The sequence below is a fragment of the Paraburkholderia sp. SECH2 genome, from assembly GCF_030464795.1.
Classification (GTDB): Bacteria; Pseudomonadota; Gammaproteobacteria; order Burkholderiales; family Burkholderiaceae; genus Paraburkholderia; species Paraburkholderia aspalathi.
The window spans coordinates 105,844-123,934 of record NZ_JALPRH010000022.1 but is presented as its reverse complement, the minus strand read 5'-3'; the positions used below and the strand labels follow the sequence as shown (position 1 = coordinate 123,934).

General features: G+C 64.2%; 18 protein-coding genes. 5 read left to right on the top strand and 13 right to left on the bottom strand.

Annotation, left to right across the window (positions count from 1 at the left end; translation table 11 throughout):
• Positions 1 to 5 precede the first annotated feature (5 nt).
• The 8 genes from M0D66_RS28910 to flgB form a co-directional block, all read right to left on the bottom strand.
• Positions 6 to 1,202: a flagellar basal body P-ring protein FlgI gene (locus tag M0D66_RS28910; RefSeq protein WP_093641146.1), complete on the bottom strand. Its 1,197-nt coding sequence runs from the start codon at positions 1,200 to 1,202 to the stop codon at positions 6 to 8.
• A gap of 2 nt (positions 1,203 to 1,204) precedes the next feature.
• Positions 1,205 to 1,903, bottom strand: coding sequence for a flagellar basal body L-ring protein FlgH (gene flgH, locus M0D66_RS28905; RefSeq protein WP_093640857.1), 699 nt, complete (start codon positions 1,901 to 1,903; stop codon positions 1,205 to 1,207).
• A 36-nt stretch (positions 1,904 to 1,939) separates the two neighbouring features.
• Positions 1,940 to 2,728 (bottom strand): flagellar basal-body rod protein FlgG, encoded by a 789-nt coding sequence (gene flgG / locus M0D66_RS28900; RefSeq protein ID WP_054038459.1) that lies wholly within the window; start codon positions 2,726 to 2,728, stop codon positions 1,940 to 1,942.
• Positions 2,729 to 2,836: 108 nt separating this feature from the next.
• Positions 2,837 to 3,595 carry a flagellar basal-body rod protein FlgF gene (gene flgF / locus M0D66_RS28895; protein ID WP_093640854.1) on the bottom strand — a complete coding sequence of 253 codons (759 nt, stop codon included), beginning with the start codon at positions 3,593 to 3,595 and terminating at the stop codon, positions 2,837 to 2,839.
• Between the two features lie 20 nt (positions 3,596 to 3,615).
• Positions 3,616 to 5,127: a flagellar hook protein FlgE gene (locus M0D66_RS28890; protein ID WP_093640850.1), complete on the bottom strand. Its 1,512-nt coding sequence runs from the start codon at positions 5,125 to 5,127 to the stop codon at positions 3,616 to 3,618.
• A 43-nt stretch (positions 5,128 to 5,170) separates the two neighbouring features.
• Positions 5,171 to 5,893, bottom strand: coding sequence for a flagellar hook assembly protein FlgD (gene flgD / locus M0D66_RS28885; RefSeq protein WP_093640847.1), 723 nt, complete (start codon positions 5,891 to 5,893; stop codon positions 5,171 to 5,173).
• A 10-nt stretch (positions 5,894 to 5,903) separates the two neighbouring features.
• Positions 5,904 to 6,329 carry a flagellar basal body rod protein FlgC gene (gene flgC / locus M0D66_RS28880; RefSeq protein WP_093640844.1) on the bottom strand — a complete coding sequence of 142 codons (426 nt, stop codon included), beginning with the start codon at positions 6,327 to 6,329 and terminating at the stop codon, positions 5,904 to 5,906.
• A gap of 162 nt (positions 6,330 to 6,491) precedes the next feature.
• Positions 6,492 to 6,986 carry a flagellar basal body rod protein FlgB gene (gene flgB / locus M0D66_RS28875; protein WP_054038465.1) on the bottom strand — a complete coding sequence of 165 codons (495 nt, stop codon included), beginning with the start codon at positions 6,984 to 6,986 and terminating at the stop codon, positions 6,492 to 6,494.
• A gap of 218 nt (positions 6,987 to 7,204) precedes the next feature.
• Here flgB and flgA point away from each other — a divergent pair, with 218 nt between their 5' ends.
• The 5 genes from flgA (at position 7,205) to M0D66_RS28850 (ending at position 10,729) form a co-directional block, all read left to right on the top strand.
• Positions 7,205 to 8,740: a flagellar basal body P-ring formation chaperone FlgA gene (gene flgA, locus M0D66_RS28870; protein ID WP_266212324.1), complete on the top strand. Its 1,536-nt coding sequence runs from the start codon at positions 7,205 to 7,207 to the stop codon at positions 8,738 to 8,740.
• A 198-nt stretch (positions 8,741 to 8,938) separates the two neighbouring features.
• Entirely contained in the window at positions 8,939 to 9,292 is a 354-nt protein-coding gene (flgM, locus tag M0D66_RS28865; RefSeq protein ID WP_093640838.1) for a flagellar biosynthesis anti-sigma factor FlgM, read from the top strand.
• A gap of 94 nt (positions 9,293 to 9,386) precedes the next feature.
• A complete protein-coding gene (locus M0D66_RS28860; protein WP_093640835.1) occupies positions 9,387 to 9,833 on the top strand; it encodes a flagella synthesis protein FlgN in 447 nt (148 codons plus the stop codon).
• Between the two features lie 306 nt (positions 9,834 to 10,139).
• Entirely contained in the window at positions 10,140 to 10,322 is a 183-nt protein-coding gene (locus M0D66_RS28855) for a type II toxin-antitoxin system HicA family toxin (RefSeq protein ID WP_028198502.1), read from the top strand.
• Complete coding sequence (locus tag M0D66_RS28850) at positions 10,319 to 10,729, top strand: type II toxin-antitoxin system HicB family antitoxin (protein WP_266212323.1); 411 nt, start codon at positions 10,319 to 10,321, stop codon at positions 10,727 to 10,729. The genes M0D66_RS28855 and M0D66_RS28850 overlap by 4 nt, the downstream gene beginning before the upstream one ends.
• A 57-nt stretch (positions 10,730 to 10,786) precedes the next feature.
• On the opposite strand, the gene M0D66_RS28845 is transcribed toward M0D66_RS28850, so the two are convergent.
• The 5 genes from M0D66_RS28845 to flhB all read right to left on the bottom strand — a co-directional run bounded on the left by M0D66_RS28845 (position 10,787) and on the right by flhB (position 17,974).
• Positions 10,787 to 11,521 (bottom strand): RNA polymerase sigma factor FliA, encoded by a 735-nt coding sequence (locus M0D66_RS28845; protein ID WP_054038479.1) that lies wholly within the window; start codon positions 11,519 to 11,521, stop codon positions 10,787 to 10,789.
• Between the two features lie 28 nt (positions 11,522 to 11,549).
• On the bottom strand, positions 11,550 to 12,419 hold the full coding sequence (locus tag M0D66_RS28840; protein ID WP_093640829.1) for an AAA family ATPase: 870 nt from the start codon (positions 12,417 to 12,419) through the stop codon (positions 11,550 to 11,552).
• On the bottom strand, positions 12,412 to 14,313 hold the full coding sequence (gene flhF / locus M0D66_RS28835) for a flagellar biosynthesis protein FlhF (protein ID WP_266212322.1): 1,902 nt from the start codon (positions 14,311 to 14,313) through the stop codon (positions 12,412 to 12,414). The genes M0D66_RS28840 and flhF overlap by 8 nt, the downstream gene beginning before the upstream one ends.
• A gap of 350 nt (positions 14,314 to 14,663) precedes the next feature.
• A complete protein-coding gene (gene flhA / locus M0D66_RS28830) occupies positions 14,664 to 16,766 on the bottom strand; it encodes a flagellar biosynthesis protein FlhA (RefSeq protein WP_093640823.1) in 2,103 nt (700 codons plus the stop codon).
• A complete protein-coding gene (gene flhB, locus M0D66_RS28825; protein ID WP_211706158.1) occupies positions 16,763 to 17,974 on the bottom strand; it encodes a flagellar biosynthesis protein FlhB in 1,212 nt (403 codons plus the stop codon). The genes flhA and flhB overlap by 4 nt, the downstream gene beginning before the upstream one ends.
• Between the last annotated feature and the right edge of the window lie 117 nt (positions 17,975 to 18,091).

Genomic DNA, 18,091 nt, shown 5'->3' with positions numbered 1-18,091 from the left:
CTTCCTTAGATGATTTCCAGGTCGGCGCGCAAAGAGCCCGCCGCTTTCATGGCCTGCAGGATCGACATCAGATCCGCGGGCGTCGCACCCAGTGCGTTGAGCGCCTTCACCACATCGGCGAGATTGGCGCCGGCGGTCACCATCTTCAGTGCGCCGTTGTCCTGCTTCATCTGAATCTGCGACTGCTTGGCCACCACCGTCTGGCCGTTCGAGAATGCACCTGGCTGACTCACCACCGGCTGCGTATTGATCACCACCGAGAGATTGCCGTGCGCCACCGCGCAGGTTTGCAGCGTGACCATCTGGTTCATTACGATCGAGCCGGTGCGCGCGTTCAGAATCACCTTCGCGGCGGCCTGCGCCGGCTTGACGTCGAGGTTCTGCAATTGCGCCATGAAGGCGACCTGCTGCTCCGGATCGGACGGCGCGCGCAGTTGGATCGTGCGGCCGTCGAGCGCCATGGCGGTGCCGCTGCCGAACGCGTTGTTCACCGCGGCCACGACGCGCTGCGTGGTGTCGTAGTCCATGTCGTTCAGGTCGAGCTGCATCGTGCCCGCTTGCGATACCGAGGTCGGCACCGCGCGTTCGACGATCGCGCCGCCGGCAATGCGGCCCGCGGCCAGCGTATTCACCTGCACCTTGCTGCCGTTCGCGCTCGCGCCGGCGCCGCCCACCGCCAGGTTGCCCTGGCCGAGCGCATACACCTGGCCGTCGGCACCCTTGAGCGGCGTGAGCAGCAGCGTGCCGCCGCGCAGGCTCTTGGCGTTGCCGAGCGAGGAGACCGTCACGTCGATCGCTTCGCCGGGACGCGCGAACGGCGGCAGCACCGCCGTCACCATCACCGCGGCGACGTTCTTCAACTGGATGTTCGATAGCGACGACTGCTGGTTGGTCGAGCCCGCCGCCTGGTTGTTGATCGAGATGCCGAGGTTCGCCAGCATGTTGGCGAGCGTCTGCGTGGTGAACGGCGTCTGCGTGGTCTGGTCGCCCGTGCCGTCGAGACCGACGACAAGGCCGTAGCCGATCAGCGGGTTGTCGCGCACGCCCTGGATCTGCACGAGGTCCTTCAGGCGTTCGGCATGCACGGGCGTCGCCACCGGCAAGGCCGCGCAGGCGAGCGCGAAGAACGCCACAGCACGGCCGAGCTGAACGAGTCGTGTGAAGCGGCTGAGGTGCCCGGAGCGGAAGAAGACGGTACGCATGATCACCACGGCGACACGTTGAGGAAGAACCGCTGCAACCAGCCCATGTTCTCGGCTTCGTTGAGATAGCCCTTCGCGGAGTATTCGATCTTTGCGTCGGCCACCTGGGTCGAGTAGACGGCGTTCAGGTTGGAGATCGTGTTCGGATTCACCACGCCGGAGAAGCGCACGAATTCATCGCCCTGGTTGATCAGCATCTGCTTTTCGCCGCTCACCATCAGGTTGCCGTTCGGCAGCACGCCGGTCACCGTCACGGTGATCGTGCCGTTGAAAGTGTTCGACGCGTTCGCGCCGCCAGTGCCCTGGAACGCGTTGCCGCCGGTTGCGCTCAGGTTGGTCTTGCCGAACAGGCCGCCGAGGAAGCCCGCGGTCGGCACGTTGAAGTTGGTGTTGCCCGAGCGATTCGCGTTGGCGCCCGACGACTTCGTCGCGTTGACGTTTTCCTGAATCACGATCGTCAGGATGTCGCCCACATTGCGCGGCCGCTGATCTTCGAACAGCGGCCGGCCCGCGTAACCCGGATTGAAGATCGAGCCCGGCGACTGTGCTTGCGGCGGCATCGGCGGAACGGCCGTCATCGGCTGCTGGGTGATCGGCTGCTTCGGCACGAGGCCGCAGCCACCCAGTGCCGTGAGCAGCGTGAGCTGCACGAGCGCCTGAGCGGTACGCGAGTGAACTGGATTACGAGTGAAGTGCGACATCTTTGATTACCGCCTGTTAATTCCCAGTCCCTGGCCTTAAACCTGCATCTGGCTGAGGGTCTGCAGCATCTGGTCGGAAGTCGTCACGGCCTTGCTGTTGATTTCGTAAGCGCGCTGCGTCTGGATCATGTTCACCAGTTCCTGCACCACATTCACGTTCGATGCTTCCACGTAACCCTGATTCAGCGTGCCGGCGCCGTTCAGGCCCGGTTGCGCGACGTTCGGCGCACCCGACGAAGCCGTTTCCGAGAACAGGTTTTCACCCTTCGCATCCAGACCGGCCGGGTTGATGAAGGTGGCGATCTGCATCGAGCCGAGCTGCTGGCTGTTGGTCGAGCCGGCGACGGTGATCGACACCACGCCGTCGCTGCCGATAGTCAGCGAGGTCGCGTTGGTCGGAATCGTGATCGCCGGAATCACCTGATAACCACTCGACGTGACGAGCTGGCCTTGCGCATTGGTCTGGAACGAACCGTCACGCGTGTAGGCGGTCGTGCCGTCGGGCATCTGCACCTGGAAAAAGCCCTGACCGTTGATGGCGACGTCTTTCGAGTTGCCGGTCTGCTGCAGGTTGCCCTGCGTGTAGAGACGTTCGGTCGCGACCTGTTGCACACCGGTGCCGAGCTGGATGCCGGACGGCAGTTCAGTGTTTTGCGTCGAGTTCGCACCCGGCTGGCGGATGGTCTGATACAGCAGATCCTCGAACACCGCGCGCGAGCCCTTGAAGCCGTTGGTGCTGACGTTCGCGAGGTTGTTCGAAATCACGTCCATCTGCGACTGTTGCGCATTCATGCCGGTGGCGGCGATGTAGAGCGAGCGATTCACTATTCTTCTCCTATGTCGACCGGAGTTAGCGCTTTAGCGCTTAGTCCGGTCCCATGCAAAGCGGTCGACCGGGGTTAGCGCTTTAGCGCTTAGTCCGGTCCCATCCCGTTAACTAAAGCTGAGCAGCTGGTTGGCGGACTGATCGTTCTTGTCCGCGTTTTCCAGCAGCTTGGTCTGCATCTGAAACTGGCGGGCGTTGGTGATCATCGCAACCATCGCGCTGACCGGATTCACGTTGCTGCCTTCAAGCGATGCCGGCGCCAGCGTGACAGCCGGATCGGCGTCGGCGGCGTTGCCGTCGGCGGTGCGAAAGAGGCCGTCGTCGCCGCGCGTCATGGTTTGCGGATCCGGATTCACCAGCTTCAGCTGATCGACCGTCACCACCGCCGTCGGCGGATCGCCCGGCGTCAGCGCGGACACCGTACCGTCCTTGCCGATGGTGATTTCCGCACCCGGCGGCACCGATACCGGACCGCCGTTGCCGAGCACCGTCTGGTTCATGGCGTTCACCAGTTGACCGTTCTCGTCGACGTGCAGATTGCCGGCGCGCGTATAAGCCTCGTTGCCGTCAGCGGTTTGCACCGCCAGCCAGCCCGGCCCCTGAATCGCCACGTCGAGCGGGTTGCCCGTCTGCTGGATCGGCCCCGGCGTGTAGTCGGCGCCCGGCGTCGACGACAGCACGAAGGTACGCGTGGTGTCGTCGTTGATCGAACTGCCGTCGCCGAACCCCATCGGCACGGCGCGGAAAGTCGCAAGCTGCGCGCGAAAGCCGGTGGTCGAGGCGTTCGCCAGGTTGTTGGCAACGATAGCCTGCTGTTCGAGCGCTTGCGTGCTGCCCGACATCGCGGTGTAGATCAGCCGATCCATGATGGGTTAGTCCCGGTCGCTTACAGGTTGATCAGGGTCTGGTCGACGGTCTGCTGAGTCTTGATCGTCTGCGCGTTCGCCTGATAGTTGCGTTGCGCGGTGATCAGGTTCACCAGTTCGCTCGTCAGATCGACGTTAGAGTTTTCCACCGCGCCGCCCTGCAGCACGCCGTGGTTGGTCGAGCCCGGTGTGGAGATCTGCGCGACACCCGATTGCGAGGTCTGCTGGAACTCGTTGTTGCCGAGATTCACGAGGCCATTCTGGTTCGAGAAGTTCGCGAGCACGACCTGGCCGAGCGCCGCGGTTTGCTGGTTCGAGTAGTTGCCGGTCAGCGTGCCGTCGGCGCCGATCGTGAAGCTCGTCAGCGTGCCGGCTGCGAAGCCGTCGGGCTGCAGCGAGTTCACGCCGTCCTTGCCGCCGTATTGCGTCGTGCCGGCGATGTTCAACGTCAGGCTCTGCGGCGTCGACGAACCGTCGGTGGTCGGAATGTTGAAGTTGAAGACGAACGGGGTGGTGGTGGCCGTACCGGCCGCGTTGGTCGTGCCGAGCAGCGTGCCCGACGAGTTGAAGTTCGCGTGACCGACCAGGCTCGCGGTGCCGGTCGAGGTGCCCGCGTACACGTTCCACGTGCCGGCCGAGGTCTTGGCGAAATACATGTTGACCGTTTGCGAACCGCCAAGCGAGTCATAGACCGTCGTGCTGGTCGAGTAGTTGTACGTCGACGAGCTGTTCTGGTTGAATGCCACCGGGGTCGGCGCGATCGCGTAGCTGTCGCCGGTCGCCGGCGTGCCGCTGAACGTGATGGTTTGGCCGTTGCCGAGCTGGATCGCGGTGCCTGCTGTGTACGTAGCGGAGGCGGTCGTGGTGCCGAGCGTGCTGTCGGTGACGGTGTAGGTCGTCGGGCTTGTGAAGTTGACGGTGTAGTTGTCGTTGTTCGTGCCCGACGCGGTGTTCGTGATGGTCGCGCCGGTCGTCGTGAGCGTGCCCGCGTTGGTGCCGCCGGCCGTCACGGCGGGCGTGCCGAGCATCAGCGGATCCTGCGCATTCAGGTTCAAACCGGCGACGATCTTGGTGGTGGCTTGCGGCGCGATGTTCGCGGTCGGCACGCTGAGCGGCACGGTTTGCGCGGTGTTGATGACGCCCGCGCTGTTCGCGGCGTAGCCCATCAGTTGCAGGCCTTGCGCGTTGGTGATGTTGCCGTTCTTGTCGAGCTGGAACACGCCGTTGCGCGAGTACACCAGCGAGCCGTTGTTCGACAGCTGGAAGAAGCCGTTGCCGTTGATCGCGACGTCGAGCGCCTGGTTCGTGCTGGTGATCGTGCCTTGCGAGAACTGCTGTTGCACTTCAGAGAGCTTGGTGCCGATGCCGACCTGGTTGCCCACGGCAGTCGCCACCGAATTGGCGTACATGTCGGCGAATTGCGCCGCGCCGCTCTTGAAGCCAACCGTGTTCGCGTTGGCAATGTTGTTGCCGATCACGTCGAGGTCGCTCGACGATGCGGACAAACCACTCAAACCTTGTTGGTAACCCATAACGGTCTCCGTATCTGGAAAGTCGTAACTGACAGAATCTGAATCAGAGGATGGCGGCGACGCTGGTCAGCCCCACGGTCGTGCCGTTCGACAGCACGAGGCCCGGCGTACCGCTGCTCTGCATGACGACGCTTTGCACCGTCGCGCCCGTGAGCGTCGTGGCCGTTGCCTGCTGACCGTTGATTGTGCCGACCGCGCTGATCGTGTAGCTGCCGTCGGGCAGCGTGTTGCCGGCCGAATCGGTCGGCGTCCAGCCCACCGGAATCGTGCCCGCCGACTGCTTGCCGAGGTCGATCGTGTTGACGATCGTGCCCGCCGAGTTCTTCACGACCACCTGCAGGTCGCTCACCGAGTTGGCGAGCTGCACGCCGAACGCGCCGGCCTTGCCGCTTGCAACCGACACCGAGCTGCCGGGCGCGAGCACGGTCGAGCCGATCAGCAGCGCGGCTTGCGACTGCTGGCCTGCCGACATCTGCGTGGCGAGCGAGGTGAGCGTCGTGTTCAGCTGGCTGATGCCCGACACCGTATTGATCTGCGCCAGCTGCGAGGTCATCTGCGAGCTGTCCATCGGATTGGTCGGATCCTGATTCTTCAGCTGCGCAACGAGCAGCTGCAGGAAAGTATTCTGCAGATCGGTCGCCGAGGTGCCCGACGTGCTGCCGCTGGAACTGGTCGAGCTCGAGGCGCTGCTCGTGCCGTTCATCGTATCGAGCAGCGTTTGCGACACGTTCGTGCCGCTGCTGCCGATGGTGGTGTTGGTGGTCAAGGAATTCTCCTCAGGTTCCGATCGTGAGCGTTTTCAACATCAGTGTCTTGGCGGTATTCAGGGTCTCGACGTTGGCCTGGTACGAGCGCGAGGCCGAGATCATGTTGACCATTTCCTGCACCGGGTCGACGTTAGGCAGCGTGACGTAACCGTCTGAATTAGCCGCCGGGTTGCCGGGGTCGTAGGCGGTCTTCATCGGCGTCGGGTCGTCGACCACACCGGTAACCTGCACGCCGCCGATCTGCTGGCCGGAGCCCGTGCGTGCGCCACCGATCGGGCTGACCGCGAACACGACCTGCTTGGCCTTGTACGGCTGGCCGTCCGGGCCGGTCGTGCTGTCCGCGTTGGCGAGATTCGACGCCGTCACGTTGAGCCGCTGCGACTGCGCTGACATCGCGGAGCCTGCAACGCCAAAGATGTTCATTAAAGATGGCATGTTTCCTGACCTCTCCTGTGTCGACCAGAGTTAGCGCTTTAGCGCTTACTCTGGTCCCATGCAACGTAGTTGCACAGTTCGACCCGGTTTCAAGTTAAATCCCGTAGCGATTGTTCCTGCGTACTGCGTATCTGGTACTGCGCCGATCGTCGTGCCGGCTATTTACGAACCCGACTGGATTGCCGCGAGCATCGTCTTGATCTGGCCTGACAGCACCGTCATGCCCGATTCGAAGTGCAACGTGTTGTCCGCGAACTGCACGCGCTCCGTATCGATGTCGACCGTGTTGCCGTCGAGCGCGGGTTGCGTCGGAATGCGGTACTGCAGATTGCCGTAGTCGTCCGGCGTACCGCCGGTCGGCGTCAGCGTCGTCTTGCCGGACATGTGACCCGGCGCGGTCGACACCATCGACATGCCGCTCGTCACCCCTGCGGGCTGCGTCATGGCAAGCGTCGAGTTGTTCGAGGCGCCCGTGCCCGCACCGCCGCCGGTCTTCTTCAGCGCGCCGGCCAGCGACGAGGCGAAGTCGACGTCGCGCGCCTTGTACCCGGGGGTATCGGCGTTGGCGATATTCGACGACAGCAGTTCCTGCCGGTAAGCGCGTACATCGAGCGCCTGGCGGCCAAAGGCGAATTCGGCATCGAGTTTGTCCAGCATAGAAATCTCCGGAGAACGTTCCCGAGGCTTCCCGTTTTGTGCGTCGCGTAAGGATTGCGTCGGCCGGGAAGACCTTTTTGCATGAAGTGCATCTTATGGGCCGAACGCAAGTGGCAATCGGACGAATAACCGGGAAAGGGGGCTTCTATTCAACGTTTGCGCAATGGGCCCGCTCACTAGAATGCAAGGCGTACCGATGCATTCGATGGAGAAACACGATGGACCAGCCCACCTTCGATCCGACGCACCGCGCAAGCTGCGTGGCGGCGCATCGCGTGAGTGCGGGCCCGGTGCGGCGTGCTTCGCGTGGTGCATCCCGTCTTCTGACGCGTCTGGTTGTGAATCTCGTCGTATGGGTCGCCGGCGGCATCGTGCTGCTGCCTGCCTCGACCCAGGCCCAGCAGGCTCAGGACGCCGGTGGTCCGATCGTGATTCCAGGTCCAGGCGAAAAGAATCCGGCCGCGCTCAACGATCTGGCCGCGCAGATGGAGGCAACGCCCGCGAAACGCACGGGCTCCGCCGCGACGCTCGCCGCCGCTACCGCGCAGTCGCTGACGCCCGGGCCGGTCGCGCGCGACGCCGATCAATTCACGCGCGCCGCCAATGCGAGCGGCTCGATCGTCATTCCGGGCGCAGGCGAGCCGCCTGCCGCGCCGCAAATGATCCGTACCAGTTTCAAGCCGGACGCGAACGGAGTCGTGACGATTCCCGCGCCGGGAAGCGCCAATGCGGCCCCGGCTGCGACTAATCCGCCGACCGGGATTGCGCGTATCAATGTGACGCCGGGCTCGCGTCAGGTCGTGCCGGTTGTGGTGACGCCGGCGCTCAATGCCGGGCGGCAAACCGGCGGTGTGCAGTCGGTCGTCGCCAATGCGCCTAACGGCGTAGCCGCCGGCACGCCCGCGTCCGCATCCGGTGGCTTCGACAGTCTTGCTTCGCGCGGCGAGCCGCCGCAACTCGGCGCGAACGGCAAACCCGTCGTGACCGCGGCGGTAGTCGCGCCGACATCCGCGCCGATGCCGACGCCGCCGGCCACCATCGCCCGCACGCCGTCGATGCGTCAGGTAGCGCCGGCTGTCGCGCAGCAGAATCTGCGACCCGCAGCGGTGGCGCAACCCGTCCCGCTGGCCGGCCAGCAAGACTCCGAGGCGATTCGCAGTGCGGCGCTCGCCTTCTTGCAGCAGCAATCGGCGGGCTTGCCCGGCAAGGTCGAAATCACCGTCGCGCCGGCGTTTCCGCGCGGACTCGCGGCCTGCACGATGCTCGAACCTTTCATGCCCAGCGGCGCACGCCTGTGGGGCCGCATGACCGTCGGGGTGCGCTGCGCCGGCGAACGGCCGTGGACCATCTATCTGCAAGCGCGCATTTCGCTGCGCGCCACCTACTATCTGGCCGCCCGCGCAATGGCGCCAGGCGAAGTGTTCACCTCCGCCGACCTCGTCGCACGCGACGGCGACCTGACCGGTTTGCCGCAGGCGATCGTCACGGATCCGTCACAAGTAGTCGGCTCGGTGTCGCTCGTGCGCATCGCCGGCGGCATGCCGCTGCGCCGCGACATGCTGAAAAGCGCGTCGTCGGTGTCGATCGGACAAACGGTGCGAGTGGTCGCAGCGGGCGACGGTTTTGCGATTTCGGCCGAAGGCAGCGCGATGAACAACGCGTCGCCGGGCCAGCAAGTGCGGGTGAAGACGGCCAACGGCCAGATCATCTCCGGCATCGTCAAGGATGGTTCGACGGTGGAGATTCAGTTGTGAAGCGGGCCGACTGTAAGCCAGGCAACCCGTCCGCTAGCGTGGATTCACGCGCGGCGGCCGGCACGGCTGGCGCAGTGGATGTCGAACCCGTCGTGGGGCCGGATCGTCTTGAAAGACGAGGCAAAACCTGGAGCGATTGCGCTAAAGTTTTGATCAGCGCTTGCCGTTATCAAGATCAAATCGTTCAGGAAGCCCATCGTGAAAGTCGATTCCACAACCAATTCGAATCTGCCGACGTTGAAAGACGCCCTGTCGCGCTCGCAGCAAAGCGACGCGACGACCGCGAACGGCAACGCGCAGACTGCGGGCACGACCTCGCAGCCCACCACCAGCGGTTCGGGCGACGCCAGCGTCAGCCTGTCGGGTCTGTCGCAGCATTTGCGCAGCCTCGCGGCGTCCGGCTCGGCCGATATCGACACGGCGCACGTCGAGTCGATCAAGGCAGCCATCAAGGACGGCTCGCTGAAGATCGATTCCAGCAAGATCGCCGACGGCGTGCTGAATACCGCGCGCGAACTGTTGCAAAGCAAAACCTCGTCGACCGGCAACTAATCGACGCATCGAAGTACGGTGAATTGCCGGGCGGCATTCGACAAACCCGGCTCGTGAATCATGCGCGAGCCGTCGTGTTCAGCGAGTTGTTGAGATGAAAGACGCCCTGCTTGCCACCCTCATCGAAGAATATTCGGCCGTCGAGGCGTTCGCCTCGATTCTGACGCTCGAGACCAAGGCGCTGACTGCCTTGTCGCCGCTGGAACTGCTGCCGCCGATCGTCGAGAAGAAAACCGAACTGATCGGCCTGCTCGCCAGGCTCGAGACCACCCGTGACACGCTGCTTGCGGAAATGGGCCTTCCGGCCGGCTGGCCCGGCATGGAGCTCGCGGCCAGCGCGGATGCGCGGCTCGCCGACCAATGGGCGCTGCTGCAAAAGGCCGCCGAGCGGGCGCGGCGCTTCAATACGAGTAACGGTGAACTGATCCGCGTGCGGATGGACTACAACCAGCGCGCACTGACGGCGCTGCAGGTGGCCGTGCCGCAGAAGGTCGGTTTCTACGGACCGGACGGCCGGATTCCCGCGCGTCCCGCGGCCTGAAAATTTCGTTGGAGCGGTACGTTTCCCGCCGACGCACTTGAGTAGATTGCTTTGAGCAAAAGGGCTCGTCTTTGACGAGCCCTTTTTGTTTTCCCCTTCCCGCACAGGGCGCCCAAGCCCGCCTCCAACGCGCGTTAGCCATCCGGCCAGGTAGCGCGAAATTCTCCGCCACGTTGAAATCACGGCTTCCCCCACTGGGCCCATCCGCCGTCACGCGCAGCTTTCAAGGCTGCCTTCGACGAACCAGGCGGAACGTTACCCACTAGCGAGGTTGTGTAATCGTGTGTATAGTTCGAGGAGTGCAGTATGAACAGTGCCGAGGTCGTCAAAGTAATTCAAGCCGATGGTTGGCGGCTGATCCGCATATCGGGCAGCCACCACCATTTCCGGCACGCGGTAAAAGCCGGTCTCGTGACCATCCCGCATCCGAAGAAAGATCTTCCGCCCGGCACACTGAACAGCATCTTGAAACAGGCAGGCCTGAAATGAAGAACCTGATTTTCCCGATCGCGATCGAACCCGGTGACACGCATCAAGCGTTCGGCGTGGTCGTTCCCGATATTCCGGGTTGTCATTCGGCGGGAGATTCGCTGGAAGAAGCCTACGCGAACGCGAAGGAGGCGATCGAGGCGCATCTGGATACGCTGCTCGACGAAGGGTTGCCGATTCCCGAACGGCTGACGCTGGACGAGCATCGGCGTAATCCGGACTACGCGGGTTTCACGTGGGGTTTCGTGACAACGCGGAATATTCCGGCGTTGAAGAAGGCGGTGCGTATCAACATCTCACTGCCTGAGGCACTGGTCCAGGATATTGACACCTACGCCCAGGCGCGTGGCATGTCGCGTTCAGCGTTTCTCGCGCTGGCCGCGGAGCATGAGATGGCAGACGCGTAACAGGAGAAAAGACCAGGCGGACGTTGTGCGCACCGCCGGCCAGCCATCCACCTCAGCTCAAGTCGCCTCGGCGTTCGCCCATGCCATTTCGCGCAGACGCGTGCGCAAGCGCGCCACGGCCTGGCTGTGCAACTGGCACACCCGCGATTCGCTGACTTCCATCACCGCGCCGATTTCGCGCAGGTTCATACCGCGCTCGTAGTACAGCGACATCAGCAGCTTCTCGCGTTCCGGCAGGCGGTCGATCGCCTCGACCAGCGCCGAGCGCAGGCTGTCGTCCAGCAGCGCCGACAGCGGGTCCGAATGATCGACGCAGTAACGGTCGAGAAACGGTTCGTCGTCCGCGGAACGGTCGAAGTCTTCGTAATAGATCAGCTGGCTGCCGTGCAGATCCTGGAGCATCGACTGGTACTCGTCGAGCGGCATTTGCAGATGCTCGGCGATCTCCGTTTCGCTCGCCGAGCGGCCCAGATTCTGTTCGACCTTGTGAACGGCAGATTCGACTTCGCGCGACGTGCGCCGCAAGCTGCGCGGCAGCCAGTCGTTGCTGCGCAACTCGTCGAGCATCGCGCCGCGAATCCGCTGGCTGGCGTAAGTCTCGAACTGCGCGCCCTGGTCTTCCTTGTAGCGGCTCGCCGCGTCCAGCAGTCCGATCATGCCGGCCTGGATCAGGTCGTCGAGATCGACGCTTGCCGGCATCTTGGCAACGAGCTGCAAGCCGAGGCGACGCACGAGAGGCGCGTACTTCGTCAGAACTTCGGCTTGGGAAATCTTTCCCTGAGCGTTATACATCGTGCTCCCCTTGTCCTTGTGCCGCCTCTCAGGCGTGCTGCGCAGACGGTTGGTCGGCGTGTTGCGCCGCTGTAACTGTCGCAGGCGCCATCCACGGCGCTTGCGACGACATCGCTGGCCGCATCGGCCAGTACTGCAATTCGGCGGCAAGGTGCCGGAAGTCGCGCGCGGCCGGTGTCGATGGGAACGCATCGACGACACACCGCGACAACTCCAGGGCTCGCGCCATCCGCACATCGGCGGCAATGCAACCGGCGTCTTCCAGCGCCACCGTCAGGTAGCGTCCCGCCACGCCGGCCAGGTTAACAAAGGCGGTGTGCGCGTCTTCCACGCTCTGCACGTGGTTCACCAGCACGCGAAACTGCGCGGTGGCGTGCGCGTAATGCAGACGCTTCATGCACGCGTACGCCTCGGTGATCGCTTGCGCGGCCACCCTTGTTACGATCATCAGGTCGTGCGCCTGCATCGCGAGCGGCGACAGGTGGCCGTGTTCGTCGAGTTGCGCATCGATCAGCACGATGTCGGCGGAACCGCGCAGCAGCACGTCGAATTGCGCGGCAGTGCGGCCTTCGCGGTTGTTGCGCGAGGCGGCCAGCACGGAGAAGCCCAGCGCGTGGCGCGCGGCGGCATCGTCGAGCGTCATCTCGCCGCGCATCACCGCCGCAAAATTGCCTGCGCCGCGCACGCCGCCGAGCATCGCGCTCACCGATTTCTCGCCGAGGCACTCGTCGATCACCAGCACGTCCTTGCCTTGCTGCGCGAGCGCCGCGGCGAGGTTCACTACCGTCGTCGTACAGCCGACGTTGGCCGAGCCGCCCGTCACCGCAATCACGCGCGAGCCGCTACGGGCCAACAACCGCCGCAGTCCTTCTGCCTGATCCGACATGAACTTATCCAAAGCGAACCTCGTGCAGTTCGGCCGTCGAACGCGCCGACAGCGCGGACAGCAACGCCGGAATGTCGTCGTCGTGCGGCACGAATGGGGAGTTGTCGCGCGGGATGCAGAACGTACTCTTGATCAGGAATTTCTTCGTTGCGACGTACAGGTTTTCCGGCACCTTCTGACCGGTCGACACGTAGTGCACCGGCAGCTTGTAGCGGATCACCGTATCGAGCACGCCGCCCAGATTGGTGGCTTCGTCGAGCTTGGTCAGGATGCAGCCGGCGAGCGGCTGTTGATCCGGTGCGCGCTGATAGGCCTGCACGACTTCGTTCAGCGTATCGCCGTGGCTCGTCGCGTTGAGCAGCAGGAGACGCTGCACCGGCTGACCGGCGCGGCACAGCATCGCGATCTGGTCGGAGACCAGGCGGTCGCGCTGGCTCATGCCGATCGTGTCGATCAGCACGATGTGCTTGTTGCGCAATTCGGAGAGCGCGAGTTGCAGATCACCGCCGTCTTTCACCGCGTGAACCGAGACACCGAGAATCTTGCCGAAGATGCGCAGTTGTTCGTGGCCGCCGATCCGGTAGCTGTCGGTGGTGAGGAGCGCCACCTTGCTGGCGCCGAAGCGCATCACGCAGCGCGCGGCGAGCTTGGCGGTGGTCGTGGTCTTGCCGACGCCCGTCGGGCCCATCAGCGCGAACACGCCGCCGCGCTCCATCAGCGCGTCTTCGTCTTCCATCACCGGCAGGTTCGATTCGAGCACCGAACGTACCCACTCCATGCCACCTTCCATGTTGTCGACGTCGTCGGGCAGGTTGTCGACCATCATCTGCACGAGCTGCGCGGAGAAACCGGCGGCGAACAGGTGCTTGGTGAGCGCGGCGCGCGCCGGGCTGCGGCGCTGACGATCGCCCCACAGGAGGCCGGCGAAGTGTTCTTCCATCATCCCGCGCATCGACGACAGCTCGCTCATCACGGTGTCGTTGACGACCTGCTCCATGCGCGTCTTGATCGCTTCGGCGACCGAAGCGGGCGAGCGGGCGTCGTCGGTGGCAGGCATCGATGCGGCCACTTTCTGAGCGGCGCGGCGCGCGGCGAGTTGGGCGCCTTCACGCGCCCATTCGGGCGTATCGGTGACTTGCTGCGCGGCGGGTTTCGAGGCCTGTTGGCCGGCTTCCACTGCGGCGCCGAGGCCCTTGGCCATGGCAGCAGCGGGTGTCATCGCGGCGGGGCGCGCGCTGTACGCGCCTTGCGGTTGCTGTTCGGCGGCGATGCGGCGAGCGTGGTCGATCAGCCAGGGGTTCGATTCGGCCATCGTGCGCGGCGCTTGCGCTTCGGCGGCTTTGAGCAGATCCGCGCGGATGTCTTCGCTGAGACGCGTTGCAGCGGCGCGGGCGCTCGGTTGCTCGGTGTTGACCGCTTGCGGCAGCGACGCGGCAGCGGGTGCGGCCAGTGCCGCTTTGGGCGCGTTCGGCAGCGTGGCCTTCGGCGCGGCGGGGACGGTGGCGGACTTCGCAGCTGCCCCTGAAGCAGTGCCGACGGTGCTAACGACGTTCGGCGTCACATTCTCAGCGCCCGCTTCCGGGCTTGCGCCGAACACCGACGAGAACACATCGGGCATGCCGCTCGCATACGGATTCGCCTGCATCATCGGATTGGCGCGCGGTGCGGCGAGCGCGGGCTGTTGTCCGGCCATGGCATTCATCGGCGTGGCCAGCGGTGCGCCTGCGCTACCGCGCGGCGCTTTCGGCGTAATGGCGGCGAGGTCGCTATCGGCCAGGGCGACGATCTCGACGCTGCCGTCTTCCATCGTGCGGTTGGACAAAACGACGGCATCCGGGCCCAAGGCTTCGCGCACGAGACGCAGAGCATCGCGACTGGTAGCACCGACAAATTTACGAATGTTCAAGCTGGACCCCCGATGAGGTATACGGACTTACTGACTAACGGATTGGCAACATACCGCTTCCCATTGAGATCATTATTGCGAAACCCGTCGAGTGACGATCGATGGATAAAGACCGTTAAAGGCGGGCAATTCGGGCGATGGAAACGCACCTCAATTCACACGCGCGGCGGTTTGAAACAGGCTCTCCGGCGGTGTACGGCGGCGCTTTCGCCGACACAGCATGACCTCCGCCGGTCGCCTGCGGGGCGAAAAGTTAGGCGCGGAAATGAAAACCGGCGCTCGAGGAGCGCCGGCGGAAACCATCGGTCTGGAACGGCTGCGGCTACCTGGCAGGCTTAGCCGCACGGGGTTTAGCCATGCGCCCCGATCAGATTCACCACCTTGATATTGCGCGTATCCGGCACTTCGGCATAAGACAGCACCTTCAACTGCGGCAGGCTGCGGCGCAGGAAGCGCGCGAGCATCGGCCGCAACGCATGCTGCACCAGCAGCACCGGCGAGAGCCCGAGGTTCTGCTGACGCGTCATCGCCTTCTGCGTTTCGTTCAGCAGCGTATGCGCGAGACCCGGTTCGAGGCCCGGATTGGCGCCCGTGGAGAGCGCCTGCGACAACACTCGCTCCAGATTCGAGTCGAGGCCCATCACCTGCATGTCGCCTACACCCGGGAACCACTGCTGCGTAATCGCACGGCCCAGCGCGAGGCGCACGGCGGCGGTGAGATCGTGCGCGTCGGTGACCTTCGGCGTGTGTTCGGACAGGGCTTCGAGAATCGTGCGCAGGTCGCGGATCGGCACGCCTTCTTCCAGCAGGTTTTGCAGCACCTTTTGCAGCGTGGTCAGCGGCAGCGACTTCGGTACCAGATCGTCGACGAGCGAAGGCGTGTCCTTCTGCATCCGCTCCAGCAGCGCCTGCACTTCGCGGCGACCGAGCAGTTCGGACGCATGCGTGACCACCAGGTGATTCAGGTGGGTGGCCACCACCGTGCTCGAATCGACCACCGTGTAGCCGTACACCTGCGCCTGTTCGCGCAGATTCGTATCGATCCAGATGGCCGGCAGACCGAACGCCGGGTCCTGCGTCGGCGTGCCCGGCAGCGCGGCGGACACCTGCCCCGGGTTGATCGCCAGCCACTGCCCCGGATACGCTTCGCCGACGCCCACCTCGACGCCCTTCAGCGCAATCCGGTAGCCGTTCGGCCGCAATTCGAGGTTGTCGCGGATATGGATCACCGGCGGCAGGAAGCCGATTTCCTGCGCGAATTTCTTGCGGATGCTCTTGATCCGTTTGAGCAGTTCGCCGTCCGAATTCTTGTCGACGAGCGGAATCAGCCGGTAGCCGACTTCGAGACCGAGCGTGTCGATCATCGTCACGTCGTCCCAACTGGCTTCGGTATTCTCGACCGGCGCGAGTGTAGCCGGTGCGACATCGACCAGCGTTGCGGTGTTCTTGCGCGCTTCGCTGCGCTTTTTCATCGTGCGGCCGAGCTGGATCAGGCCACCGCCGAGAACCAGAAACGCGAAGTGCGGCATGCCCGGAATCAGGCCCATCAACACCAGAATGCAGCCCGTGATCACCAGTACGCGCGGGTTCGTGAAAAGCTGGCCGGTCAGTTGCGTGCCGATGTCTTCGTTGGTCGCGACGCGCGAGACGATCACACCGGCCGCGGTCGAAATCACCAGCGACGGGATCTGTGCGACAAGGCCGTCACCGATCGTCAGCAGCGTGTAGGTCTTGCCTGCCGACGCGAAGTCCATGCCGTGCTGCACCATCCCGACGATCAGGCCGCCGACGATGTTGATCACCATGATCAGCAGGCCGGCAATCGCATCGCCGCGCACAAACTTGCTGGCGCCGTCCATCGAACCGTAGAACTCGGCTTCCTGGGAGACTTCCAGACGGCGCTTGCGGGCTTGATCTTCGTTAATGAGGCCGGCGTTCAAGTCGGCGTCGATCGCCATCTGCTTGCCGGGCATCGCGTCGAGCGTGAAGCGCGCGGACACTTCCGCGATCCGCCCCGCGCCCTTGGTGATCACCATGAAGTTGATGACCATCAAAATGACGAAGACGACGATACCGACCGCGAAGTTGCCGCCCACGAGGAAGTGGCCGAACGACTCGATCACCTGGCCCGCCGCGTCCGGGCCGGTATGGCCTTCGAGCAGCACGACGCGGGTGGAGGCCACGTTCAGCGACAGGCGCAGCAAGGTCGAGAACAGCAGCACGCTTGGGAAAGCGGCGAAGTCGAGCGGCTTCATCGTGTACATGCTGACGAGCAGCACCATCACGGAAAGCGCGATATTGAAGGTGAACAGCAGATCCAGCAGAAACGGCGGCAACGGCAGAATCATCATGCCGAGGATCATGCAGATCAGCACCGGCCCGGCGAGGGCGCGCAAATTGGTGCCGCTCAAGGCATCCGGCCGTCGGGACAGGAATCCGGCGCGAGCGTTCATGCGGAGGCTCCTGAAGCGTCGTCGTTAGTCGGGTTAAGCACGTCGGCGGCTTCCTGCTCGGCTTCATCGTCCGGCACGCCGCCCTTGTCGAGGTCCGCCGGCACGTCGAACTCGGTCGGTGCGACCGGCGCGACGCCGCCTTCGGTGTTGAAACGCCGCAACTGATACACCCACGCAAGCACCTCGGCGACCGCGCCATACAGCGGGCCAGGAATCTCACGGTTCAGTTCGACGTTGTGATACAGCGCACGCGCGAGCGGCGGCGCTTCCAGCAGCGGCACGTTGTTTTCGGCGGCGATTTCGCGGATCCGCGCGGCCACCAGGTTCACGCCCTTGGCGACCACCTTCGGCGCGCGCATCTCGCCGTCGGTGTACTGCAGCGCGACGGCGAAGTGCGTCGGGTTGGTCACCACCACATCGGCCTTGGGCACCTGGGTCATCATGCGGCGACGGGCAATAGCGCGCTGTTGCTGGCGAATCCGCCCTTTGACGTGCGGATCGCCTTCGCTTTCGCGGTGCTCGCGCTTCACTTCTTCCTTCGTCATGCGCAATTTCTTGTGGAACTGCCAGAGTTGATACGGCACATCCAATGCGGCCACGACGAACATGCCCGCGACCGTCATGCCGCAGCACACCGCGATCAGATGCACGGTGTTGGCGAGCGCGAGATGCAGCGGCTGGGTTGCCAGCGCGAGAATTTCCTCGCGGCGATTCCAGATCGCCGAGCCGCCGATGCAGCCCACCACCAGCGTCTTCGCGAGCGACAGGCCGAGCTGAACCGGTCCGTTGATCGAGAATATTTTGCCGAGCCCTTCGATCGGGTTGAGCCGGTTGAACTTGGGCTCGAGGCCTTTCGAAGACAACTGCCAGCCGCCCAGCGCCATCGGCGCGAGCAAGGCGGCAGCGCCGGTGAAGGCCAGAACCGGCAGCAGCGCATACAGGCCCTCGCGGCCCGCGGCGCCCGCGCCGATCAGCATGCGGCGGGTTTCGAACACGGTGGCGTGGTCGAACGTGAAGGACGCCCGCAGCATGCCCTGCAAATGCTCGCCGATGCTGTCGGACATGCCCCAAACGCCGAAGAATCCCGCTGCCAGCAGCGCAAACGTCGACAGCTCCCGCGAACGCACGATCTGCCCTTCCTCGCGCGCCTTCTGCAGGCGCCGGGGAGTGGCTGATTCGGTTTTTTCGAGGTCGCTATCCTCTGCCACAAACGCTCTCCAGTCGGCTGAGGCACGGCGCCTCTTTCCAGTGAGAGCGATTATTCCCGCTCGACGCAAGCGACGATCGGCGGATAAGGGCGGAGAAAGGGGGGTATTTCGAGGGAT

Coding starts and splice junctions, on each gene's coding strand:
- M0D66_RS28910 (WP_093641146.1), bottom strand. CDS start 1,202: ATGCGTACCGTCTTCTTCCGCTCCGGGCACCTCAGCCGCTTCACACGA.
- flgH (WP_093640857.1), bottom strand. CDS start 1,903: ATGTCGCACTTCACTCGTAATCCAGTTCACTCGCGTACCGCTCAGGCG.
- flgF (WP_093640854.1), bottom strand. CDS start 3,595: ATGGATCGGCTGATCTACACCGCGATGTCGGGCAGCACGCAAGCGCTC.
- M0D66_RS28890 (WP_093640850.1), bottom strand. CDS start 5,127: ATGGGTTACCAACAAGGTTTGAGTGGTTTGTCCGCATCGTCGAGCGAC.
- flgC (WP_093640844.1), bottom strand. CDS start 6,329: ATGCCATCTTTAATGAACATCTTTGGCGTTGCAGGCTCCGCGATGTCA.
- flgB (WP_054038465.1), bottom strand. CDS start 6,986: ATGCTGGACAAACTCGATGCCGAATTCGCCTTTGGCCGCCAGGCGCTC.
- flgA (WP_266212324.1), top strand. CDS start 7,205: ATGGACCAGCCCACCTTCGATCCGACGCACCGCGCAAGCTGCGTGGCG.
- M0D66_RS28860 (WP_093640835.1), top strand. CDS start 9,387: ATGAAAGACGCCCTGCTTGCCACCCTCATCGAAGAATATTCGGCCGTC.
- M0D66_RS28855 (WP_028198502.1), top strand. CDS start 10,140: ATGAACAGTGCCGAGGTCGTCAAAGTAATTCAAGCCGATGGTTGGCGG.
- M0D66_RS28850 (WP_266212323.1), top strand. CDS start 10,319: ATGAAGAACCTGATTTTCCCGATCGCGATCGAACCCGGTGACACGCAT.
- M0D66_RS28845 (WP_054038479.1), bottom strand. CDS start 11,521: ATGTATAACGCTCAGGGAAAGATTTCCCAAGCCGAAGTTCTGACGAAG.
- flhA (WP_093640823.1), bottom strand. CDS start 16,766: ATGAACGCTCGCGCCGGATTCCTGTCCCGACGGCCGGATGCCTTGAGC.